The organism is Alkalimonas cellulosilytica (assembly GCF_036325985.1).
GTDB classification, from domain to species: Bacteria; Pseudomonadota; Gammaproteobacteria; order Enterobacterales; family Alteromonadaceae; genus Alkalimonas; species Alkalimonas cellulosilytica.
The window spans coordinates 23,264-40,024 of the sequence record NZ_JAUHLI010000019.1 but is presented as its reverse complement, the minus strand read 5'-3'; the positions used below and the strand labels follow the sequence as shown (position 1 = coordinate 40,024).

The window sequence follows — 16,761 nt, the reverse complement described above, 5'->3', positions numbered from 1 at the left end:
TCATCTTAACATACGTCAACACCATAAAAAGTAAAGCCTGAGTGTAGTCGGGCTTTCTGCTGCCTGCTGGTGCAAGCAGGCTGATAAATGCATGGTATGAATACGTATTCATCTTGTCCATTGGTTAATTTCTGTCCATAACTGTGCAAGGCATCACCGATGCCGGGCGGGTTGGTGCATCAGGGTGCAATGAAAAGAGCCTGCCATAACAACAAGAAAACCGGGGACAACAGACATGTTGAAGACCAAAAAAACGCTGCTGACACTGGCGCTCGCTGCGGTTGGTGTCAGTGGTTTGGCAGTGGCTGATGCCGGGCAGGATGCGCCTGCCAGTGCCGAAGAACAGGTGGAAGTGATTCAGGTGCGGGGCTTTGCCAGCAGTTTATTCCGTTCTTTAGACGCGAAACGTTTCAGCGACATAGTATCCGAGACCATTTCGGCCGATGATTTAGGCGCTTTACCAGATGTATCGATGGCTGACGCGCTCACACGCTTGCCGGGGGTATCGGCGGTGCGTACCGGCGGTCAGGCCGCCGAAATCAATATTCGTGGTATGTCGGGTGGCTTTGTGTTTTCCACTTTAAATGGCCGTGAGCAGGTGTCTACCAGCGGTAAGCGGAATATTGAATTTGATCAGTACCCGTCTGAATTGATCAATTCGGCTGCTGTGTACAAGTCGCCGAAAGCTTCCTTGATTGAAGGCGGTGTGGCCGGTACGGTCGAGCTGGAAACGGCCAGCCCGCTGCGCAACACCGAGCAGCATAGTTTCACAGTAAATCTGCGCGGTATGTACAACGATCGGGCTACCGAAGTGCCGGATGGTCAGAGTGTGGGCCACCGCTTTAGTTTTTCGTATCAGGGCAAATATCTGGACGACACCCTGGGGCTGGCGCTGGGCTATGCCCGCTTGTACCAGCCCAGTGTCGCCACCCAGTTTATTGGCCTGGCTTACAATGCGCAAAAAGATGTTACCGGTAATGGTCAGCCGGAGTTTCTTAGTGAGGGTTTTGAGATCCAGCACCGGGGTGGTGAAGAGACCCGCAATGGTTATCTGGCCTCGGTGGAGTGGGTGCCGGTCAGTAATTTCACCTTAAAAGCCGATGCGTTTTTATCGCGCTTTGATAAAGAAGCTTTTGCCCGCGGCTTTCGGGTAAAACTGGGTGGGGCCAGTGCCGCTGTTGGCAACCCGGTGCTGAACAACAGCTCGGTGGTTGGCGGTACCTTTAACCGCACTTCACAAAGCTTTACCCGGGTGGAAATTGTCAATGATGACAACCGGGATTTTAATAAGGTCAACAGTTTTGGCGTGAATGCCGACTGGGATGTGACCGACCGGCTTAATCTGTCGCTGGATGTGTCACGCTCGACCGCCAGCAGTGATTTCCGCAATGGCTTGCTGTGGTCGCTGGTGGCCGAGGACGCCAATGCCGAGGTACCGGTTCTGGATACCAATGTGTCGATCAGCTACTTGCTGAATGGGCTGAACCTGCCGGATATGGGCTTTAATCAGGCGGCGGCCTTTTCCGATATCGATCGGGTGATGGTCAGCAAATATGGCATTTACCCTTATGTAAACTCCGATGCGGTCAATGCCTATAAGCTGGATTTGAGTTACGAGCTGGACCTGCCGGTGCTGCGCTCGATTGAGGCTGGGGTGCGTTATTCCGAGCGGCGTTACAGCAACGATCGCTCGGTGTTCGAATACGGTAGTGATGGCGCCTTCCTGAGCTCACAACCGCCGCTGCGCTTAACGCAGGACATGGTAGATGTGGTCGATTTTAAAGGCAAATTCAGTTACTTCCCCAGCTACCTGGCGATTGATCTGGATAAAGCGCTGAATGCCTGGTTTCCACAGGGCATTCCGCAGCCGGTGCAAACCTGGGGCAGCGGCAACCCGGATGTGATCAACAGCCCGACGCCTGGCGTGGGACCGAATTACAGCTGGTCGGTGCAGGAAAGTGGCCGGGTGTTTGAGGATGTGCTGGCCGCCTATCTGATGGCCAATCTGGATACCGAAATTTTTGGCTTGCCGCTGCGCGGTAATATCGGGGTGCGGCGGGTGCATACCGATCAGTCGGCGACTGATCTGGCCAATGTCGGTGGCGACCCGCTGCAAGGGGCCCAGTTTATTGTCGATGAGGTCGGCTTGATCAATGGCCGCTATGCCCCGGGCATTATTGGCGATAGCTACACCCACTACCTGCCCAGCCTGAACCTGAACTTAGGGTTGACCGAGAATACCCAGCTGCGCTTTGCTGCCGCCAAAGTGATGTCGCGGCCACCGATTAACCGGCTGGCCTCCAATACCGCGATTTTTATCAGCGACGATGGCGAAGTCAGTGGCAACAGCTCCAACAGCCCGTTCTTGCGGCCGTTTGAAGCGACGCAGTACGACTTGTCCTACGAAGTGTACTTCCCGGCCGGCGCTTTTGTTGCGGCCTTGTTTTACAAGGACATCAAGTCCTTTATCAATGACTTCACCATTCAGGAGTTTGATTTTAAAGCCGCCGGTTTCCCGGTACCGGATCAGATTATTAACGAGGATGGTATTCCGCGTGCGACCTTTAATGGCGCTTTTTCTACCGCGGTTAACAACGACGATGGCGGTTACATTCGGGGTTTGGAACTGGCTTACACCCAGGTGTTTAATTTCCTGCCGGATTTCTGGTCTGGTCTTGGGGTCAGTGGCAGCTACTCCTACACCCAGAGTGAGGTCAACCTGGTCAATCCGCTGGGGGGCGATCCGGTGCCCATGAGCTTTGAAGGCTTATCCCGCGAAGTCCTGACCGCCACTGTGTTTTGGGAGTATGAAGGTTTTGAGGCCCGCATCAGCGGCCGCTATCGCTCGCCTTTTGTCTCCACCCAGATTGGTATTGATGAGCAGGTCACCAACTTTCACAGCGAAACCGTGGTCGACTTTCAGGCTGGTTATCAGTGGAACGACCATTTGAAGCTGTTGTTTCAGGTCAATAACCTGACCGATGAACCGACCAAAAGTTACTTTGGGCAGCAGGCCCAGACCGGCACCCTGCAGTTCTTTGGCCGCCAGTATTTCCTCGGCGCTGTGTATGTCTTCTGACACTGAGCATGGAACTGACTACGAATTGGAGCAAGAAAAATGTCTAGTATGAAACAATGCCTGAAGCTGGGTGCCAGTGCGCTGCTGTTGCTGTTGCTCAGTGCCTGCGGCGGCGATTCCACCGAGCAGGGCCAGGTCCTGTTGACCTGTGCTGTACCGCAAATTCCGAATCAGGCCGGCACGGCCTGTATTGATCCACCGCCAATCCAGTGCCCTGCACCCACAGTGCCGGATGCGATGAATGAAAGTTGCGTGGTGGGGGCGGACCCCAATGCGCCGGACCCGATCATTTTCCCGAATGAAAACCAGGCGGTGCTGTTTTACAAAAGGCCGCAGGATGGCAACTACGATGGCTGGCGGCTGCACACCTGGAACAACGATGCCTGCGATGCTTACCAACCAGCGTCGATAGCCCCCTCCTGGGACAATGGTCTGCCGATTACCGGCATCGATCCCAACTACGGCGCCTACTGGTTGCTGGAGCTGAAAGAGGGCTATGCCGGTACCGAAGGCGCTTGCGGTAATTTTATTATCCATATTGGCACCGAAGACTCCGGCAAAGAGATGGGCGGTGGTGATTTCACCATGCCGTTGTCGCAAGACGACCCGGATTTTGCCCGCATGAACTGGACCTTCTCCGGAGTGGCTTCGGTGTTTGAATACCCGCTGCTGTCGTTGGGTGTCAGTGTGCAGGGTGCGGCGGCACACTGGATCGATCAGCATACTTTGATCTGGAATGCCGATGTATGGGCCGCCAACCGGGTACGCTTGTTTCACGATGCCGAGGCTGACATTCAGGTACTGGATGAGGATTTGACTGGCCAGTCGATTGAACTGGTGCCGGTGGATTTAACCGATGCGCAGCGGGCGCTGGTGCCTCACCTTGGCGATCAGCCTGCCTTTATGCTGGATGTGGATCGGGCGACAGCTAAGCAACTGGCGCGTCAGCAGCTGGCATTGGCAGCCTACAATCAAGAGGGTGAGTTACTGACAGCAACCTGGGTGCAGGCCGCCAAAGTGCTGGATGATCTTTATGCCTATGGCGAGAACAGTGCCCTTTCGGCCCAGCTGGGAATTCATTACGAGGCGGGCAGCATCCATACTGCGGTCTGGGCACCCACCGCCCATGAGGTGCGTTTGCAGGTCTACAATGCTGCCAAAAATCTGCAAGACAGTGTGTTGATGGATTACGACAGCGAGACCGGTGTCTGGTCGTACAGCGCTGATCGTGACGAGCTGGACCGGTTGTTCTACCGTTATCAGGTCACCGCTTACCACCCTCTGACCCGTGCTGTGGAAGTGATGGAAGCGACCGATCCTTACTCGCTGAATGTTTCGATGAATGGCCTTTTTAGTCAGTTTGTCGATCTGAACGACGACGACTTTAAACCGGAAGGTTGGGATGAGCGTCCAGTGCCCGTGGTGCAGCACCCGGAAGACATTGTGATTTACGAAGGCCATATCCGTGATTTTAGTATCCGCGATATCAGCACCCGGACCGGCTGGCGCGGCAAGTACCTGGCTTTCACGGAAGAGGACTCGGCGCCGGTGCAGCATCTGCGGCGTTTGGCTGAGGCAGGCGTCACCCACTTTCACGTACTGCCAGCGACCAATCAGTCCAATATCAACGAGGATGTCAGCCAGCGGGTGGAAATCACCGATACCGTCGGCCGCTTGTGTCAACTGAATCCGCAGGCACCGGTCTGTGGTGTCGAAAGCAACAGCGCCACTATCATCTCGGTTCTGGAAAGCTATCTGCCGTATGAAACCAAGGCTCAGGCGCTGGTGCAGTCGATGCGACATCTGGATGGCTTTAACTGGGGCTATGATCCACACCACTTTATTGCGCCGGAAGGCAGTTTTGCCACCGCGGTGGAAGGGCCGGCCCGGGTACGGGAAGTGCGGGCCATGATCCAGGCCTTGAATGAGATGGGACTGCGGGTGGCGCTGGATGTGGTCTACAACCATACCAGTTCGTCCGGTCTGTTTGATAAGTCGGTGTTCGACAAAATAGTGCCGGGCTACTACCACCGCTACAACGAAAGCACCGGGGTGATTGAACGCTCGACCTGCTGTGAGAACACCGCCACTGAGCACAGGATGATGGATAAGTTTATCCGCGACTCGCTGGTGATCCTGGCGCGGGACTTCGGCTACAACGATTTCCGCTTCGATATTATGGGCCATCACCGCAAAGAAGACATTCTGGCGGCCCGTGAGGCAGTCCGTGCGGTCGACCCAGACACCTACTTCTACGGTGAAGGCTGGAACTTTGGCGAAGTGGCCAATAACCGCTTGTTTACCCAGGCCAAGCAGCAGGATATGGCTGGCACTGCGGTCGGTACCTTCAACGATCGCATTCGGGAAGGGGTGCGCAGCGCGGCGTTATTCAAGTCGGAGCTAAGTGACTCAGATCGCAGCGAGCTGGACATCATCCGGGTTAGCCTGGCAGCTACTTTAAAAGACTATGTGCTGCTGACGCATCGTGGCAGCTCGGGCCCGGCATCCAGCTTAAACTGGAATGGTCAGCCAGCTGGCTATGCTGAAATGCCAGCCGATATCATCAACTACGTCTCCAAGCACGACAACGAAACGCTGTGGGATCAGTTGCAGTACCGGCTGGATGAGCAGATGTCTGCGGCAGACAGGGTCCGGGCGCAAAACATCTCCATTGCCATTCCGCTGATGAGCCAGGGCATTCCCTTTCTGCAATTGGGGGGTGATTTCCTGCGCTCCAAGTCGATGGACAGAGACAGTTACGACTCCGGCGACTGGTTCAATTACGTGGATTTCACTTTCCAGACCAATAACTGGGCGGTGGGCCTGCCATTGGCAGAAAAAAATGAAGGCAACTGGGATGCGATTGCCCGTTTGTTTTTAAACCCCAATACCGCAGTGCAGCCGGAGGATATTTCCTTTGCTGCTGAAGTCTTTAACGAGTTCCTGCGCATTCGCAGTCAGCATCCGTTGTTCCGCTTGCGGACCGCCGGGGATGTGATGGACCGGGTAGGTTTTCACAATGTTGGCAGCAACCAGACGCCCGGCTTGATTGTGATGAGCATCGACGATGGGCTGGGTCTGGCCGATCTGGATCCAACCATTGATGCGCTGGTAGTGGTGATCAACGGCAGTGCCCATGAAGTAGCGCACAGCATCCCAACCGCACAGGACTTTGATTTGCACCCTATCCAGCAGGCTTCGGTTGATAGCCGGGTGCGCTCGGCCTATTTCCAGCAAGGCAATGACGAAGGCACCTTCGTGGTCCCGGCGCGCACCATGGCGGTCTTTATCAAACCTCAGCATGGCGACCAGGGCGAAGGCCTGTCGGCCGATGCGACCACTGGCGCACCGGATATCCCGCCTTATGAGGCGACCAGTGTCTTTGTCCGTGGCGGCATGAATGGCTGGAGCACCGACGATGAGATGCTGTACGAAGGTGGCAATGTCTATGCGCTGGAGCGTCATCTGGAAGCGGGCGACTATGAGTTCAAAGTAGCTTCATCCGACTGGAGCTCCGTGGACTTTGGCGGCGGCGCTGATGGTGCCGACGTGGTGCTGGGCAGCAACAAGACGCTGGCGCGTCAGGGTGCTAACTTGCGGCTGACCATAGCAACAGCCGGCACCTATCGCTTTAGTCTGAATGCCAGCAATCCGGAAGCACCGGTGCTGTTGGTGGAAGAGAAGCGGCCTTATGGGGCCACCACCATCTATCTGCGTGGCAGTTTGACGGACTGGGGGACCAGCATGCCCTTCCAGTACATTGGGGCTGATCAGTATCAGGTCACCATGACATTGGAAGCTCAAAACTACGAGTTTAAGTTTGCCGATGCCGATTGGGCCGACATCAATTTCGGTGCAGGTGATGACGGCGGCGCCATGGAGCTGGGGGTAGGGAAGACGCTGGTGTTTAACGGCGGCAACCTGAACCTGAGCTTCCCGGCAGCCGGTGATTACACCTTTACTATCGATGCCAGCGAGCCGACGGCACCGGTGTTTACCGTGACTGCAAACTAAGCTGTGTTGCGGAAGTGCTGATGCAGGCTCAGCACTTCTTTTGCTTTTCCTGGCACTCTGGGGATCTTCGGATCCCCTTTTTTGTCAGTCAGCAAGGCCCGGCAGCTTTGCTATACTGCATATTCTGCAACGAGAGAGAGAACTGCGATGAAACCTTGGTACTGTCTACTGTTATTAAGCCTGCCGGTACTGGCTGGCCAACCCCAAACCACCCAGTGTACCCGTGGCGATTCAGTGCGCCTGATTGAAGTGGTCTACCCCGAAGGCGGTGAACTGCCGTGCGAAGTGCGTTATAGCCGTGAGGGCGAACAGCAGGTGCTGTGGCGTGCCCGTAATGAGGTGGGGTACTGCGCGGAAAAAGCCGCGCACTTTGTTGAAAAGCAGCGCGGCTGGGGGTATCAATGCACCTTATTACCGCAGGGCAGGCCCGCTACGGATTAAAACTTCCTTGCTCCTGTAAAAGCCGCAGATGCTAATGGAGCAGCTGCAGTTTGACATCATTCGGACTGGCAGGGTCGTGCTCTAAACTAATTAAGTAATGTTGACCTTGTTGCAGGGTCATTGGTGCTGTTTTTTCCAGTAGTAGCTCATTACCCTGGCTGGTGATGGCGGTAAGAGCCAGTGAGATTTGACTGGAGGGTATCCGGATCTGCTGTTGCTTGCCAATAGCCAGTTTCTGTACTTTGTAGTGGGCACTGTGAATGGTTTCATCCGCCCTGACAAAATAGAGGTTTAATTCATCGAAGGTTTCATTCAGGTTCACTACCGTGACATCGTGCTGGTGTTGTTGAGGCCGGTTTGGTTCGATGTACTGCAGGTTTCTGGCTGCACCTGTCCTGTCCTGAAATAGCACCATGACCTTGCTTTGCCCTTGCTGCAAACTAAGTAATTGATTTTCAAGAATTGAGTTACCTTCCATATCCCGTACTGTAAGTTGGTAATCGCCTTGTGGCAGCAGGGTGTAATTACTGAGTTCTGCGTGTTCTAATGCCTGCAATGGCTCTTGATCCAACAGTACCTGAATGGGTTGCATGCTATTGAACAGGCGGAATTGAGCTGGGGCCTGGCGATGCTGCAGTTGTTCGGTGGCGCTGGAGTTCAGTACCACATCGATTACCAGTTGATCCGTCAGAGGACCAGGCAGGTCACGTATGATCAGGCTGTAGGTACTGTTGTATTGAAAATGGAAGTTTTGGCTCTGGAACTCTACTTGCTGTTGTCCCGGTTTGGTCAGGTACACACTGTAATAACCGCGTGCCAGCTTGTCATTTGGGTATGCTACTTCGAACGGGCTGAGGGTTTCCTGCAACTCAGCCTCGGATAAGCTCTGATCCGCTTTTACCAGATGGATATCCAACTCAGGAAACTGGACGGATAGATTGGTCAGGGTCAGCATAAATTGCTGATCTAAACTGGTGTTGCGATCAAACTCAACCGCCAGCAGCTCCGGCTCGCCCTCTTGCTCGGTCAGAATCATTAAATGTTTGTAGCCAGAGGTCAGAGCCATACTGGCTTTGAGCAGTTGTTGCTGGCTCTGCACTGTGGTTAGGCTGAACTCATGTTCAGTGGCATCCAGAGTCCGTAAACTGGAAGCCTGCCCCAGACTCAGTTGGCTGGGCTGGTGATGATTTACCTGCAGTTGCACCGGCTCCAGGCTGGTTGCGCCGTGATAAAACTGCAGATAGCTTTGTGCATAGTTGGTTTCATCCTCATTTTTATCGGAACTGCCGCCGCAAGCAGTCAAACCGGACAAAAGACTCAGACTCAAAGCGATAACACGAAATTGCGTCAACATGGTGAAATACCTATCTGGTTAGTAACCGCCAGAGCCTACTCAGTATTGGCCTGCGGCTGAAGAGCTATTGTCAAAAAAATACAATTGATTACAGTAGGTTACATTTCATGATCGTTGGAGTGGAAGTGGTTATGGCAGGGGGTCAGACCGGCCCTATCACTCTCGTGCAAAAACGGTGTTGTCGCATCTGCAAGGCAATGCATGCATACGTATTCAGTGCAAAAAGTGCGGATTTGCCACAAAGAAGTGCGTAACTTTAGGGGTAAGCATTTTTTATGGTTTGCGGGGAGCAGAGCAATGCAGTTAAAACCATCCTTATTGGCGCTGGCCGCCAGTGCCGCCTTGTTGGCCTGTCAACCGGCATCGCAGCCAGATCAGTCGACTGCGGCTAAGCCAGAGGCGGAGCCCGCCACCGAGCAGACTGCGGAAGCAGGCAAGGCGGTGGTGTATCAGGTCTTTACCCGGCTGTTTGGCAACACCAACACCACCAACAAACCCTGGGGCACGCTGGAAGAAAACGGCGTTGGTAAATTCAGCGATTTTACCGATGAAGCCCTGGCCGGTATTAAAGAGCTGGGCGTAACCCATGTCTGGTACACCGGGGTGCCGCATCATGCGGTGATCCGCGACTACACTGCCTATGGCATTTCGCTGGACGACCCGGATGTGGTGAAAGGCCGGGCCGGCTCACCTTACGCGGTGAAAGACTACTACAACGTCAGTCCGGATCTGGCTGATGATCCGGCCAATCGCTTGCAGGAATTTCAGGCCCTGATTGCCCGCACCCATGCCCATGGCATGAAGGTGCTGATTGATATTGTGCCCAACCACGTGGCGCGTAACTATCACTCCATCAGCCGGCCGGATGGGGTGGCTGACTTTGGTGCCAGCGACGACACCAGTGTGGCCTACGCCCGCGACAACAATTTCTACTACATCCCGGGCGAAGCTTTTCAGGTTCCGGCCTGGCCCGAGGATTATCGGCCACTTGGCGGTGAGCCGCACCCGCTGGCCGATGGCCAGTTTGACGAGTATCCCGCCAAGTGGACCGGCAACGGCTCGCGCTCTGCCCAGCCAGACTTTGATGACTGGTACGAAACGGTCAAAATCAACTTTGGTGTGCGGCCCGATGGCAGTTACGACTTTGATAGCCTGCCAGCCGAGTATGCACAGAAAAGCATTGAGGATCACTATACCTTCTGGCAAGGCCGGGATGTGCCAGATTCCTGGCAGAAATTTCGTGACATCGTGCTGTACTGGATCGACATGGGTGTCGATGGCTTTCGTTACGACATGGCCGAAATGGTACCGGTCGAGTTCTGGAGTTACCTGAATTCGCACATCAAGCAGGTGAATCCGGATGCCTTCCTGTTGGCCGAAGTGTACCAGCCGCATCTGTACCGCGACTATCTGCATCTGGGCCGGATGGATTACCTGTACGACAAGGTCGAGTTTTACGACAACCTGAAGTGGGCGATGCAAGGCCACGGCAGCACCGATGCGTTGGTGGAGGTGCAGGACAGCATGGCGGATATTGAGCACCATATGCTGCACTTTTTGGAAAACCACGATGAGCAGCGCATTGCCAGCCCGGAATTTGCCGGCGACGCCCGCTTAGGGATGCCCGCCATGCTGATTTCAGCCACCATCAGCACCTCGCCAACCATGCTGTACTTTGGCCAGGAAGTCGGCGAAGCGGCCAGCGACGATGCCGGTTTTGGTAAGGCCAGCCGCACCACCATTTTTGATTACTGGGGTGTGCCGGCTCATCAGCGCTGGATGAACGGAGGCAAATTTGACGGCGGCGCTCTGACCGATGAAGAGCGTAAGCTGCGTGATTTCTATGTGCGTTTGATGCGCTTTAGTGCTGAGCAGCCAGCCATGAACGGCCACTACGCCGAAATTCACCGCGCCAACCGGGCGGCGACCGAGCATTACGATGACAAGCTGCTGTCTTTCCTGCGCTGGACCGATGAACAGAAATTACTGATTGTTGCCAATGTGCGGGATGCGGCTTACCCGCCGATGAACTTGCAGATCCCGGCAGAGCAAATTGCCGCCTGGGGCCTGACCGATGGCAGTTACACCCTGACGGAACAGCTGTATGGTGAGCTTTCGGTGTCGCTGACGGTGCAAAACGGTGTCGGCTCGGTGCCATTGACGCTGGCGCCTTTGGCATCTCTGATCCTGCAACTGGAGCACTAAGCCATGCTTAAATCCATAGGTGCACTCTTTGTTAGCCTGCTGGTGTTTGCCAGCTGGCTGCTGCCAGCGCAGACACTGGACTACCAAAGCCATCAGCTGACGGATGAGGGCCTGCTGATCCAGACCAGCGCAGGTCAATTGACGCTGCGCTTCCATCAGCCGGCGGTGGTGGAAGTGTTTTATCAAAACGAGGGCGTAAAACAACTGCCATCCTTTACGTTGCCACCAAAACCTCAATTGCTGGCGGCTGGGCTGGAAACTCAGGGTGAGGTGCTGTATTACGGCACCGAAGCCCTGACGGTAAGGGTTGCGACCCAGCCGCTGCGGCTGAGCTTTCTGCGCGACGGCGAGGTCTTTCTGGCCGAGGAGCAAGGCCTATTTGTGCACGATACCCTGCGCGGTTTTCGTTTTCAGTTAAAGCCGGATGAAAAGCTACTCGGCGCCGGCCAGCGGGTGCTGGGCATGGACCGACGGGGTCACCGGCTGCCGCTTTACAACAAAGCGCACTATGGTTACACCACCGAGTCCGAGCAAATGTACTTCAGCATTCCCGGAGTGATTTCCAGCCACAACTATCTGCTGTTGTTTGATAACTCGGCCAGCGGCTTTATCGACCTGGGCAAAACCGAAGCCGATGTGCTGCAATTTGAAGCCGTCGGTGGCCGCACCGGTTACCTTGTTGCTGCCGGCGACAGCCATCAGGACACGCTGCAGCAGTATTTGCAGGCCAGTGGCATGCCGCCACTACCCCCACGCTGGGCGCTCGGTAACTACGCCTCCCGCTTTGGCTACCGAACCGAGCAAGAAGCCCGCGACACCGTGCAGCGTTTCGTCGATCAGGGTTTTCCGCTCGATGCCATCGTGCTGGATCTGTTCTGGTTTGGCCCCGATATTCAGGGCCACATGGGCAATCTGGCCTGGGATAAAGCAGCCTTTCCCAACCCTGAGCAAATGATCGCCGATTTTCGTGAGCTGGGCGTGAAAACCATTCTAATCACCGAACCTTTTATGCTGACCAGCTCCAACCGTTGGCAAGAAGCGGTGCGTGAGGATGTGCTGGCGCTGAATCTGGCCGGCAAGCCCAGAACCTTTGATTTTTATTTTGGCAACACCGGCCTGATTGATGTGTTCAAACCAGAAGCAGCTGAGTGGTTCTGGCAGATTTACCATGGCTTGATGCAGCAGGGGGTAGCGGGCTGGTGGGGTGATTTGGGCGAGCCGGAAGTGCACCCGCACGATGCCATTCACCGCCTGCCGCAAGGCACTGCCACCGCCGATGAGATTCACAATGCCTATGGCCATGAGTGGGCCAAAATGGTGTTTGAGCGCCATGTGCGCGATTACCCGACGCTTCGGCCCTTTATCATGATGCGCTCCGGCGCACCGGGCTCGCAGCGCTACGGCATGATCCCCTGGACCGGCGATGTCGATCGCAGCTGGGATGGTTTAAAGCCGCAGGTCGAGCTGGCACTGCAAATGAGCCTGTTTGGCTTTGGCTACATCCACTCGGATCTGGGCGGTTTTGCCGGCGGTGAAACCTTCGATGCCGAAATGTACACCCGCTGGATGCAGTTTGGGGTCTTTCAACCGGTGTACCGGCCGCACGCGCAGGAGCACATCGCGCCTGAGCCGGTGTTCCACGATGGCACCACCCAGCGCATCAGCCGTGACTTTATCCGTTTGCGCTACCGTTTAACGCCGTACAACTATACCCTGGCCTACCAGCACAGCACCCGCGGCCTGCCTTTGATGCGCCCACTGTTTTGGCTGGAGCCGGACAACCCGGACTACCTGACAGAGAAAAACAGCTATCTGTGGGGCGATGCTTTTCTGGTCGCACCGGTAACTGAACCAGGCGTTAGCAGCTGGACGGTCAATGCACCGGCTGGGGTCTGGTTTGATTTCTTTGCTGGCACCGCCTATCAAGGGGGGCAAAAGCTCGAGGTGCCGGTGACGCTGGAAACCATTCCTGTGCTGGTTAAAGCCGGGTCCTTTGTGCCGATGGTAGCGCCGCTGCAAAGCCTGGATCAGTACAGCACCAAGCAGTTGGAGCTGCACTACTGGCACCATGCCAGTGTGGGCCAAAGCGAAGGCGAGTTGTACGACGACGATGGCCACAGCCGCACCAGTTTAGAGGACGGCGCATTTGAACTGCTGCAGTTCAGCGCCCGCAATCAACAGGATCAGCAACTGGCAATCAGTCTAAGCCGTCAGGGCGACTTCCCCGGCATGCCGGCAGCGCGCCAATTGATGTTGGTGCTGCACCAGGCCCCGACACAATGGCAGCAAGTACAGCTGGGCGAGCAGCGTTTTACCATCCAAGCCGAAGCGCTGGCTGAAGGCGAAACCGGTGCCTGGCGTAACCGCGATGGCGCCATTGTGGTGCAATTTAGCTGGCAGCAGGATACTCAGCTGCAACTGCGTTAACTACCATTTCTCCCAAAAAAAGCCAGCACAGCGGTCGGGTGCTGGTTTTTCTTTAAAAGTTTCGCGGCTGGCTGCGCGGCTACAGCAGTAAATTCAGTTCAAACAGCAACTTTTGCAAACTTTGCCGGCTGTCCATTGATAGCAGCAGCTCGATTTGATGTTGCTGCTCGTTGACGGAGTAAAACAGCAGGTTGTGTCCATCCAGTTGCCATTGCCGGTACTCGGTGATCCCTAGTGCGAATAGTCGTTCGCTAATCGGTGCTATTTCAGGTGTGTTGGGTAAGTGCTGCAAAATGCGCTGTTGAATGGCGGTGAGGGTGTCGGCTGCTTTTTGCTCACCATACTTGTCGCTAAGAAAGGCTTTAAAACGCTGAACAGATAATCTGAATAGCGGTGAGCTGACAATAGAAAATGGCTTACTCAAAAGCTTGTTCCACAGTTAACTTAGTATGCTGCAGCGTTTTTTCGGATAGCTTTAAGATTTTCAGCAACGCCAGTGTGTCCTGTTGGAACTGATAATCCTGGTAGGACTGCACCACAAAAGCGGGTTTACCGTGCTTGGTGATCAGCAGCTCTTCATGCAACTCCAGGGTGTTGGCATGTTCCTTCAGGTAGGTCACGGTCTCGGTTTGCATCAGCCACCTTTAAAAAGACTTTAAAAAGCCCTTTCAGCTTAGCAGAGCACTGAGCGTTCTTCCAGTTGGCTTGTGACATCTGCTTACACCTTTTCACCACTTTTTTCTGTCGTTTTTGTCGAAATACGACATCCTTAACCGACTAGCCTAAAAAGCAGTTGACAGGAGAGCGTGATGACCGATCAAGACCATGCAAAGCAGATACGGCAGTTGATAGACAGCTGGAGTAAGGCGGTGGCCCGTAAAGATGTCGAAGCCATTATGCAGTTTTACAGCCCACCGTTACGGGCTTTTGATGCGATAGGCCCGTTGCAGTTCCAAAGCCGTGATGCCTATCAACAGCACTGGCAGCACAGCATGGGTTTCTGCCCTGGTGAGTTTCGCTTTGAAGTACACCAGCTGGAAGTGCAGGCCGATACCGAACTGGCTTTTTGCCACTTCTTAAATTATGGCGGCGGCACCGATCACCAAGGCCAATTGCATCTGTGCTGGCTACGCTGCACTCAGTGCTGGCAACTGCAACCTGATGGCTGGAAAATCATCCACGAGCATTTCTCAGTACCGGTTGATATGGCATCCGGCCAAGGCCAGTTTGATTTAAAGCCTGATGGTGACTGATGAGCTGAGCTTTTCAGCCCAGCTTAGCGCCATTGAGCACATCCTGCTCCGGAATAGCCAGCACCACGGCACCATCTGGCCGGTAAAAGCCGCAAATCAGGCATTCGGAACGAAAGGGGCCAATCTGGCGCGGCGGGAAATTGACCACACCAAGCACTTGCCGTCCCAACAATTGCTCTGGCTGATACAACGCCGTTAGCTGGGCACTGGATTTTTTGATGCCGATGTCTTCGCCAAAATCGATCCATAGCTTGTAAGCTGGTTTGCGTGCTTCAGGAAAGGGCTGCACATCGATAATGGTGCCTGCCCTTAGCTCCACCTGCTCAAAATCATCCCATGCGATGAGCTTCATGCTGCCCCCTTTTTGGCCGTCATGCACCATGAATGTGACGGTTTCATGCATTTGAATACGTATTCATCTTGTTGTTGCACCATAATAGGGTTATCAAAGACAGATCAACAGTGGTTTTAGAGAATAACAATGCAACAACAAAAACCTGATCTTAGTTTCTGGCAAATCTGGAACATGTGCCTGGGCTTTTTTGGTATTCAGTTCGGTTTTGCCCTGCAAAATGGCAATGTCAGCCGGATTTTCCAAACCCTGGGCGCCGAGATGGACCAGATTGCCATCCTCTGGGTAGCAGCGCCGCTAACCGGTTTGCTGGTGCAGCCGATTGTCGGTCATTTTAGCGATAAAACCTGGACCAAACTGGGCCGGCGCCGGCCTTTCTTCCTCTATGGTGCCATTGCCACCACCTTAGCACTGATTTTTATGCCGAACTCACCGCATTTGTGGGTAGCGGCGATGATGCTGTGGATTTTGGATGCGGCCATTAACGTCACCATGGAGCCGTTCCGGGCCTTTGTTGGTGATAACCTGAACAAAAAACAGCGGCCGCAGGGTTTTGCCATGCAAAGCTTCTTTATTGGCGTGGGCGCCGTCGTTGCTTCGGCGCTGCCCTGGATGATGACCAACTGGTTTGGTGTGTCCAATATCGCGCCGGAAGGCATGATCCCGGACTCGGTGGTTTATTCCTTCTATGCCGGTGGTGTGGTGCTGTTCCTGGCGGTCGGTTGGACCATTCTGCGCAGCAAAGAATACAGCCCGGATCAGCTGGCAGCCTTTGAAGCGGCCGAGCAGCAGGCCAACCCGGTGGAAGTAGAAGTCGTCAAAGTCCGCGACAACTACTGGGGTAGTGGCGCTGCGGCTGTGGTGATGGGCGTGCTGTTCTGGGGCTTTGTTTACCTGCAACAGCTGGATCAGAACCTGTATTTGCTGGGCGCCCTGATTGCTGCCTTCGGGGTGCTGCAGTGGCTGACCAGCTGGTTTAAGCAGCAGAATAACCGCAACATGCTGGTGCAGATTATCGATGACCTCTACGCCATGCCGGGCACCATGAAGCAATTGGCGGTGGTGCAATTTTTCTCCTGGTTCCCGCTCTTTGCCATGTGGATTTACACCACGGCAGCAGTGACCAGCCACCATTATGGCACCAGTGATACCACCTCATTGGCGTACAACACCGGTGCTGACTGGGTCGGTGTTTTATTTGCGGTGTACAATGGCTTTGCCGCCATTGCTGCTTTGATTATCCCCTGGCTGGCCCGCCGTATCACCACCCAGCGCACCCACAGCATTAATCTGACCTGTGGCGCCCTGGGGCTGTTTTCCTTCTTCTGGATCCAGGACCCTGCGCTGTTGTGGTTGCCGATGATTGGCATTGGCATTGCCTGGGCTTCGATTTTGTCCTTGCCCTACGCCATGCTGTCGAACAGCCTGCCAGCCCACAAGATGGGCATTTACATGGGTATCTTTAATATCTTTATTGTGTTGCCGCAGCTGCTGGCAGCGGCTATTTTGGGCAGCATGCTGAAGTACTTCTTCGGCGGCGAAGCCATTTATGCGTTGGCACTGGGCGGGGTCAGTTACTTGATCGCCGCTGTCTATGTGCTCTTTGTTCGAACCAGCAAAACAGTCAAAGGATAAG

11 protein-coding genes are annotated in these 16,761 nt (G+C 54.7%); 7 read left to right on the top strand and 4 right to left on the bottom strand.

The window, feature by feature from the left end; all coding sequences use genetic code 11:
* Nucleotides 1-235 precede the first annotated feature (235 nt).
* From QWY20_RS16150 to QWY20_RS16140, 3 genes are all read left to right on the top strand, one after another.
* Entirely contained in the window at nucleotides 236-3,079 is a 2,844-nt protein-coding gene (locus QWY20_RS16150) for a TonB-dependent receptor (protein WP_330130038.1), read from the top strand.
* A 39-nt stretch (nucleotides 3,080-3,118) separates the two neighbouring features.
* The gene (locus QWY20_RS16145) at nucleotides 3,119-7,093 is read left to right on the top strand and encodes an alpha-1,6-glucosidase domain-containing protein (protein ID WP_330130037.1); all 3,975 of its coding nucleotides are present in this window, start codon (nucleotides 3,119-3,121) and stop codon (nucleotides 7,091-7,093) included.
* 147 nt (nucleotides 7,094-7,240) lie between these two features.
* Nucleotides 7,241-7,534 carry a hypothetical protein gene (locus tag QWY20_RS16140; RefSeq protein ID WP_330130036.1) on the top strand — a complete coding sequence of 98 codons (294 nt, stop codon included), beginning with the start codon at nucleotides 7,241-7,243 and terminating at the stop codon, nucleotides 7,532-7,534.
* 31 nt (nucleotides 7,535-7,565) lie between these two features.
* Here QWY20_RS16140 and QWY20_RS16135 read toward each other — a convergent pair whose 3' ends face one another.
* Nucleotides 7,566-8,888, bottom strand: coding sequence for a DUF4397 domain-containing protein (locus QWY20_RS16135; RefSeq protein WP_330130035.1), 1,323 nt, complete (start codon nucleotides 8,886-8,888; stop codon nucleotides 7,566-7,568).
* Nucleotides 8,889-9,185: 297 nt separating this feature from the next.
* On the opposite strand from QWY20_RS16135, the gene QWY20_RS16130 reads away from it, so the two are divergent.
* Together QWY20_RS16130 and QWY20_RS16125 are read left to right on the top strand one after the other, a co-directional pair.
* Nucleotides 9,186-11,093 (top strand): alpha-amylase family protein, encoded by a 1,908-nt coding sequence (locus QWY20_RS16130; protein ID WP_330130034.1) that lies wholly within the window; start codon nucleotides 9,186-9,188, stop codon nucleotides 11,091-11,093.
* Nucleotides 11,094-11,096: 3 nt separating this feature from the next.
* Nucleotides 11,097-13,520 carry a glycoside hydrolase family 31 protein gene (locus tag QWY20_RS16125; protein ID WP_330130033.1) on the top strand — a complete coding sequence of 808 codons (2,424 nt, stop codon included), beginning with the start codon at nucleotides 11,097-11,099 and terminating at the stop codon, nucleotides 13,518-13,520.
* A gap of 79 nt (nucleotides 13,521-13,599) precedes the next feature.
* Here QWY20_RS16125 and QWY20_RS16120 read toward each other — a convergent pair whose 3' ends face one another.
* A complete protein-coding gene (locus tag QWY20_RS16120; protein ID WP_330130032.1) occupies nucleotides 13,600-13,944 on the bottom strand; it encodes a hypothetical protein in 345 nt (114 codons plus the stop codon).
* The gene (locus QWY20_RS16115; protein ID WP_330130031.1) at nucleotides 13,937-14,155 is read right to left on the bottom strand and encodes a type II toxin-antitoxin system Phd/YefM family antitoxin; all 219 of its coding nucleotides are present in this window, start codon (nucleotides 14,153-14,155) and stop codon (nucleotides 13,937-13,939) included. The genes QWY20_RS16120 and QWY20_RS16115 overlap by 8 nt, the downstream gene beginning before the upstream one ends.
* A 174-nt stretch (nucleotides 14,156-14,329) precedes the next feature.
* On the opposite strand from QWY20_RS16115, the gene QWY20_RS16110 reads away from it, so the two are divergent.
* Nucleotides 14,330-14,773 (top strand): YybH family protein, encoded by a 444-nt coding sequence (locus QWY20_RS16110; protein WP_330130030.1) that lies wholly within the window; start codon nucleotides 14,330-14,332, stop codon nucleotides 14,771-14,773.
* Between the two features lie 13 nt (nucleotides 14,774-14,786).
* Here QWY20_RS16110 and QWY20_RS16105 read toward each other — a convergent pair whose 3' ends face one another.
* Nucleotides 14,787-15,125 (bottom strand): tRNA-binding protein, encoded by a 339-nt coding sequence (locus tag QWY20_RS16105; protein WP_330130029.1) that lies wholly within the window; start codon nucleotides 15,123-15,125, stop codon nucleotides 14,787-14,789.
* A gap of 129 nt (nucleotides 15,126-15,254) precedes the next feature.
* Here QWY20_RS16105 and QWY20_RS16100 point away from each other — a divergent pair, with 129 nt between their 5' ends.
* Nucleotides 15,255-16,760, top strand: a complete 1,506-nt coding sequence (locus QWY20_RS16100) for an MFS transporter (RefSeq protein ID WP_330130028.1) — start codon at nucleotides 15,255-15,257, stop codon at nucleotides 16,758-16,760.
* Nucleotide 16,761: the final 1 nt, after the last annotated feature.

Bases quoted from the DNA above. Each gene is read 5' to 3' on its own strand.
- QWY20_RS16150 (WP_330130038.1), top strand. From the start codon at position 236: ATGTTGAAGACCAAAAAAACGCTGCTGACACTGGCGCTCGCTGCGGTT.
- QWY20_RS16145 (WP_330130037.1), top strand. From the start codon at position 3,119: ATGTCTAGTATGAAACAATGCCTGAAGCTGGGTGCCAGTGCGCTGCTG.
- QWY20_RS16140 (WP_330130036.1), top strand. From the start codon at position 7,241: ATGAAACCTTGGTACTGTCTACTGTTATTAAGCCTGCCGGTACTGGCT.
- QWY20_RS16135 (WP_330130035.1), bottom strand. From the start codon at position 8,888: ATGTTGACGCAATTTCGTGTTATCGCTTTGAGTCTGAGTCTTTTGTCC.
- QWY20_RS16130 (WP_330130034.1), top strand. From the start codon at position 9,186: ATGCAGTTAAAACCATCCTTATTGGCGCTGGCCGCCAGTGCCGCCTTG.
- QWY20_RS16125 (WP_330130033.1), top strand. From the start codon at position 11,097: ATGCTTAAATCCATAGGTGCACTCTTTGTTAGCCTGCTGGTGTTTGCC.
- QWY20_RS16115 (WP_330130031.1), bottom strand. From the start codon at position 14,155: ATGCAAACCGAGACCGTGACCTACCTGAAGGAACATGCCAACACCCTG.
- QWY20_RS16110 (WP_330130030.1), top strand. From the start codon at position 14,330: ATGACCGATCAAGACCATGCAAAGCAGATACGGCAGTTGATAGACAGC.
- QWY20_RS16105 (WP_330130029.1), bottom strand. From the start codon at position 15,125: ATGAAGCTCATCGCATGGGATGATTTTGAGCAGGTGGAGCTAAGGGCA.
- QWY20_RS16100 (WP_330130028.1), top strand. From the start codon at position 15,255: ATGCAACAACAAAAACCTGATCTTAGTTTCTGGCAAATCTGGAACATG.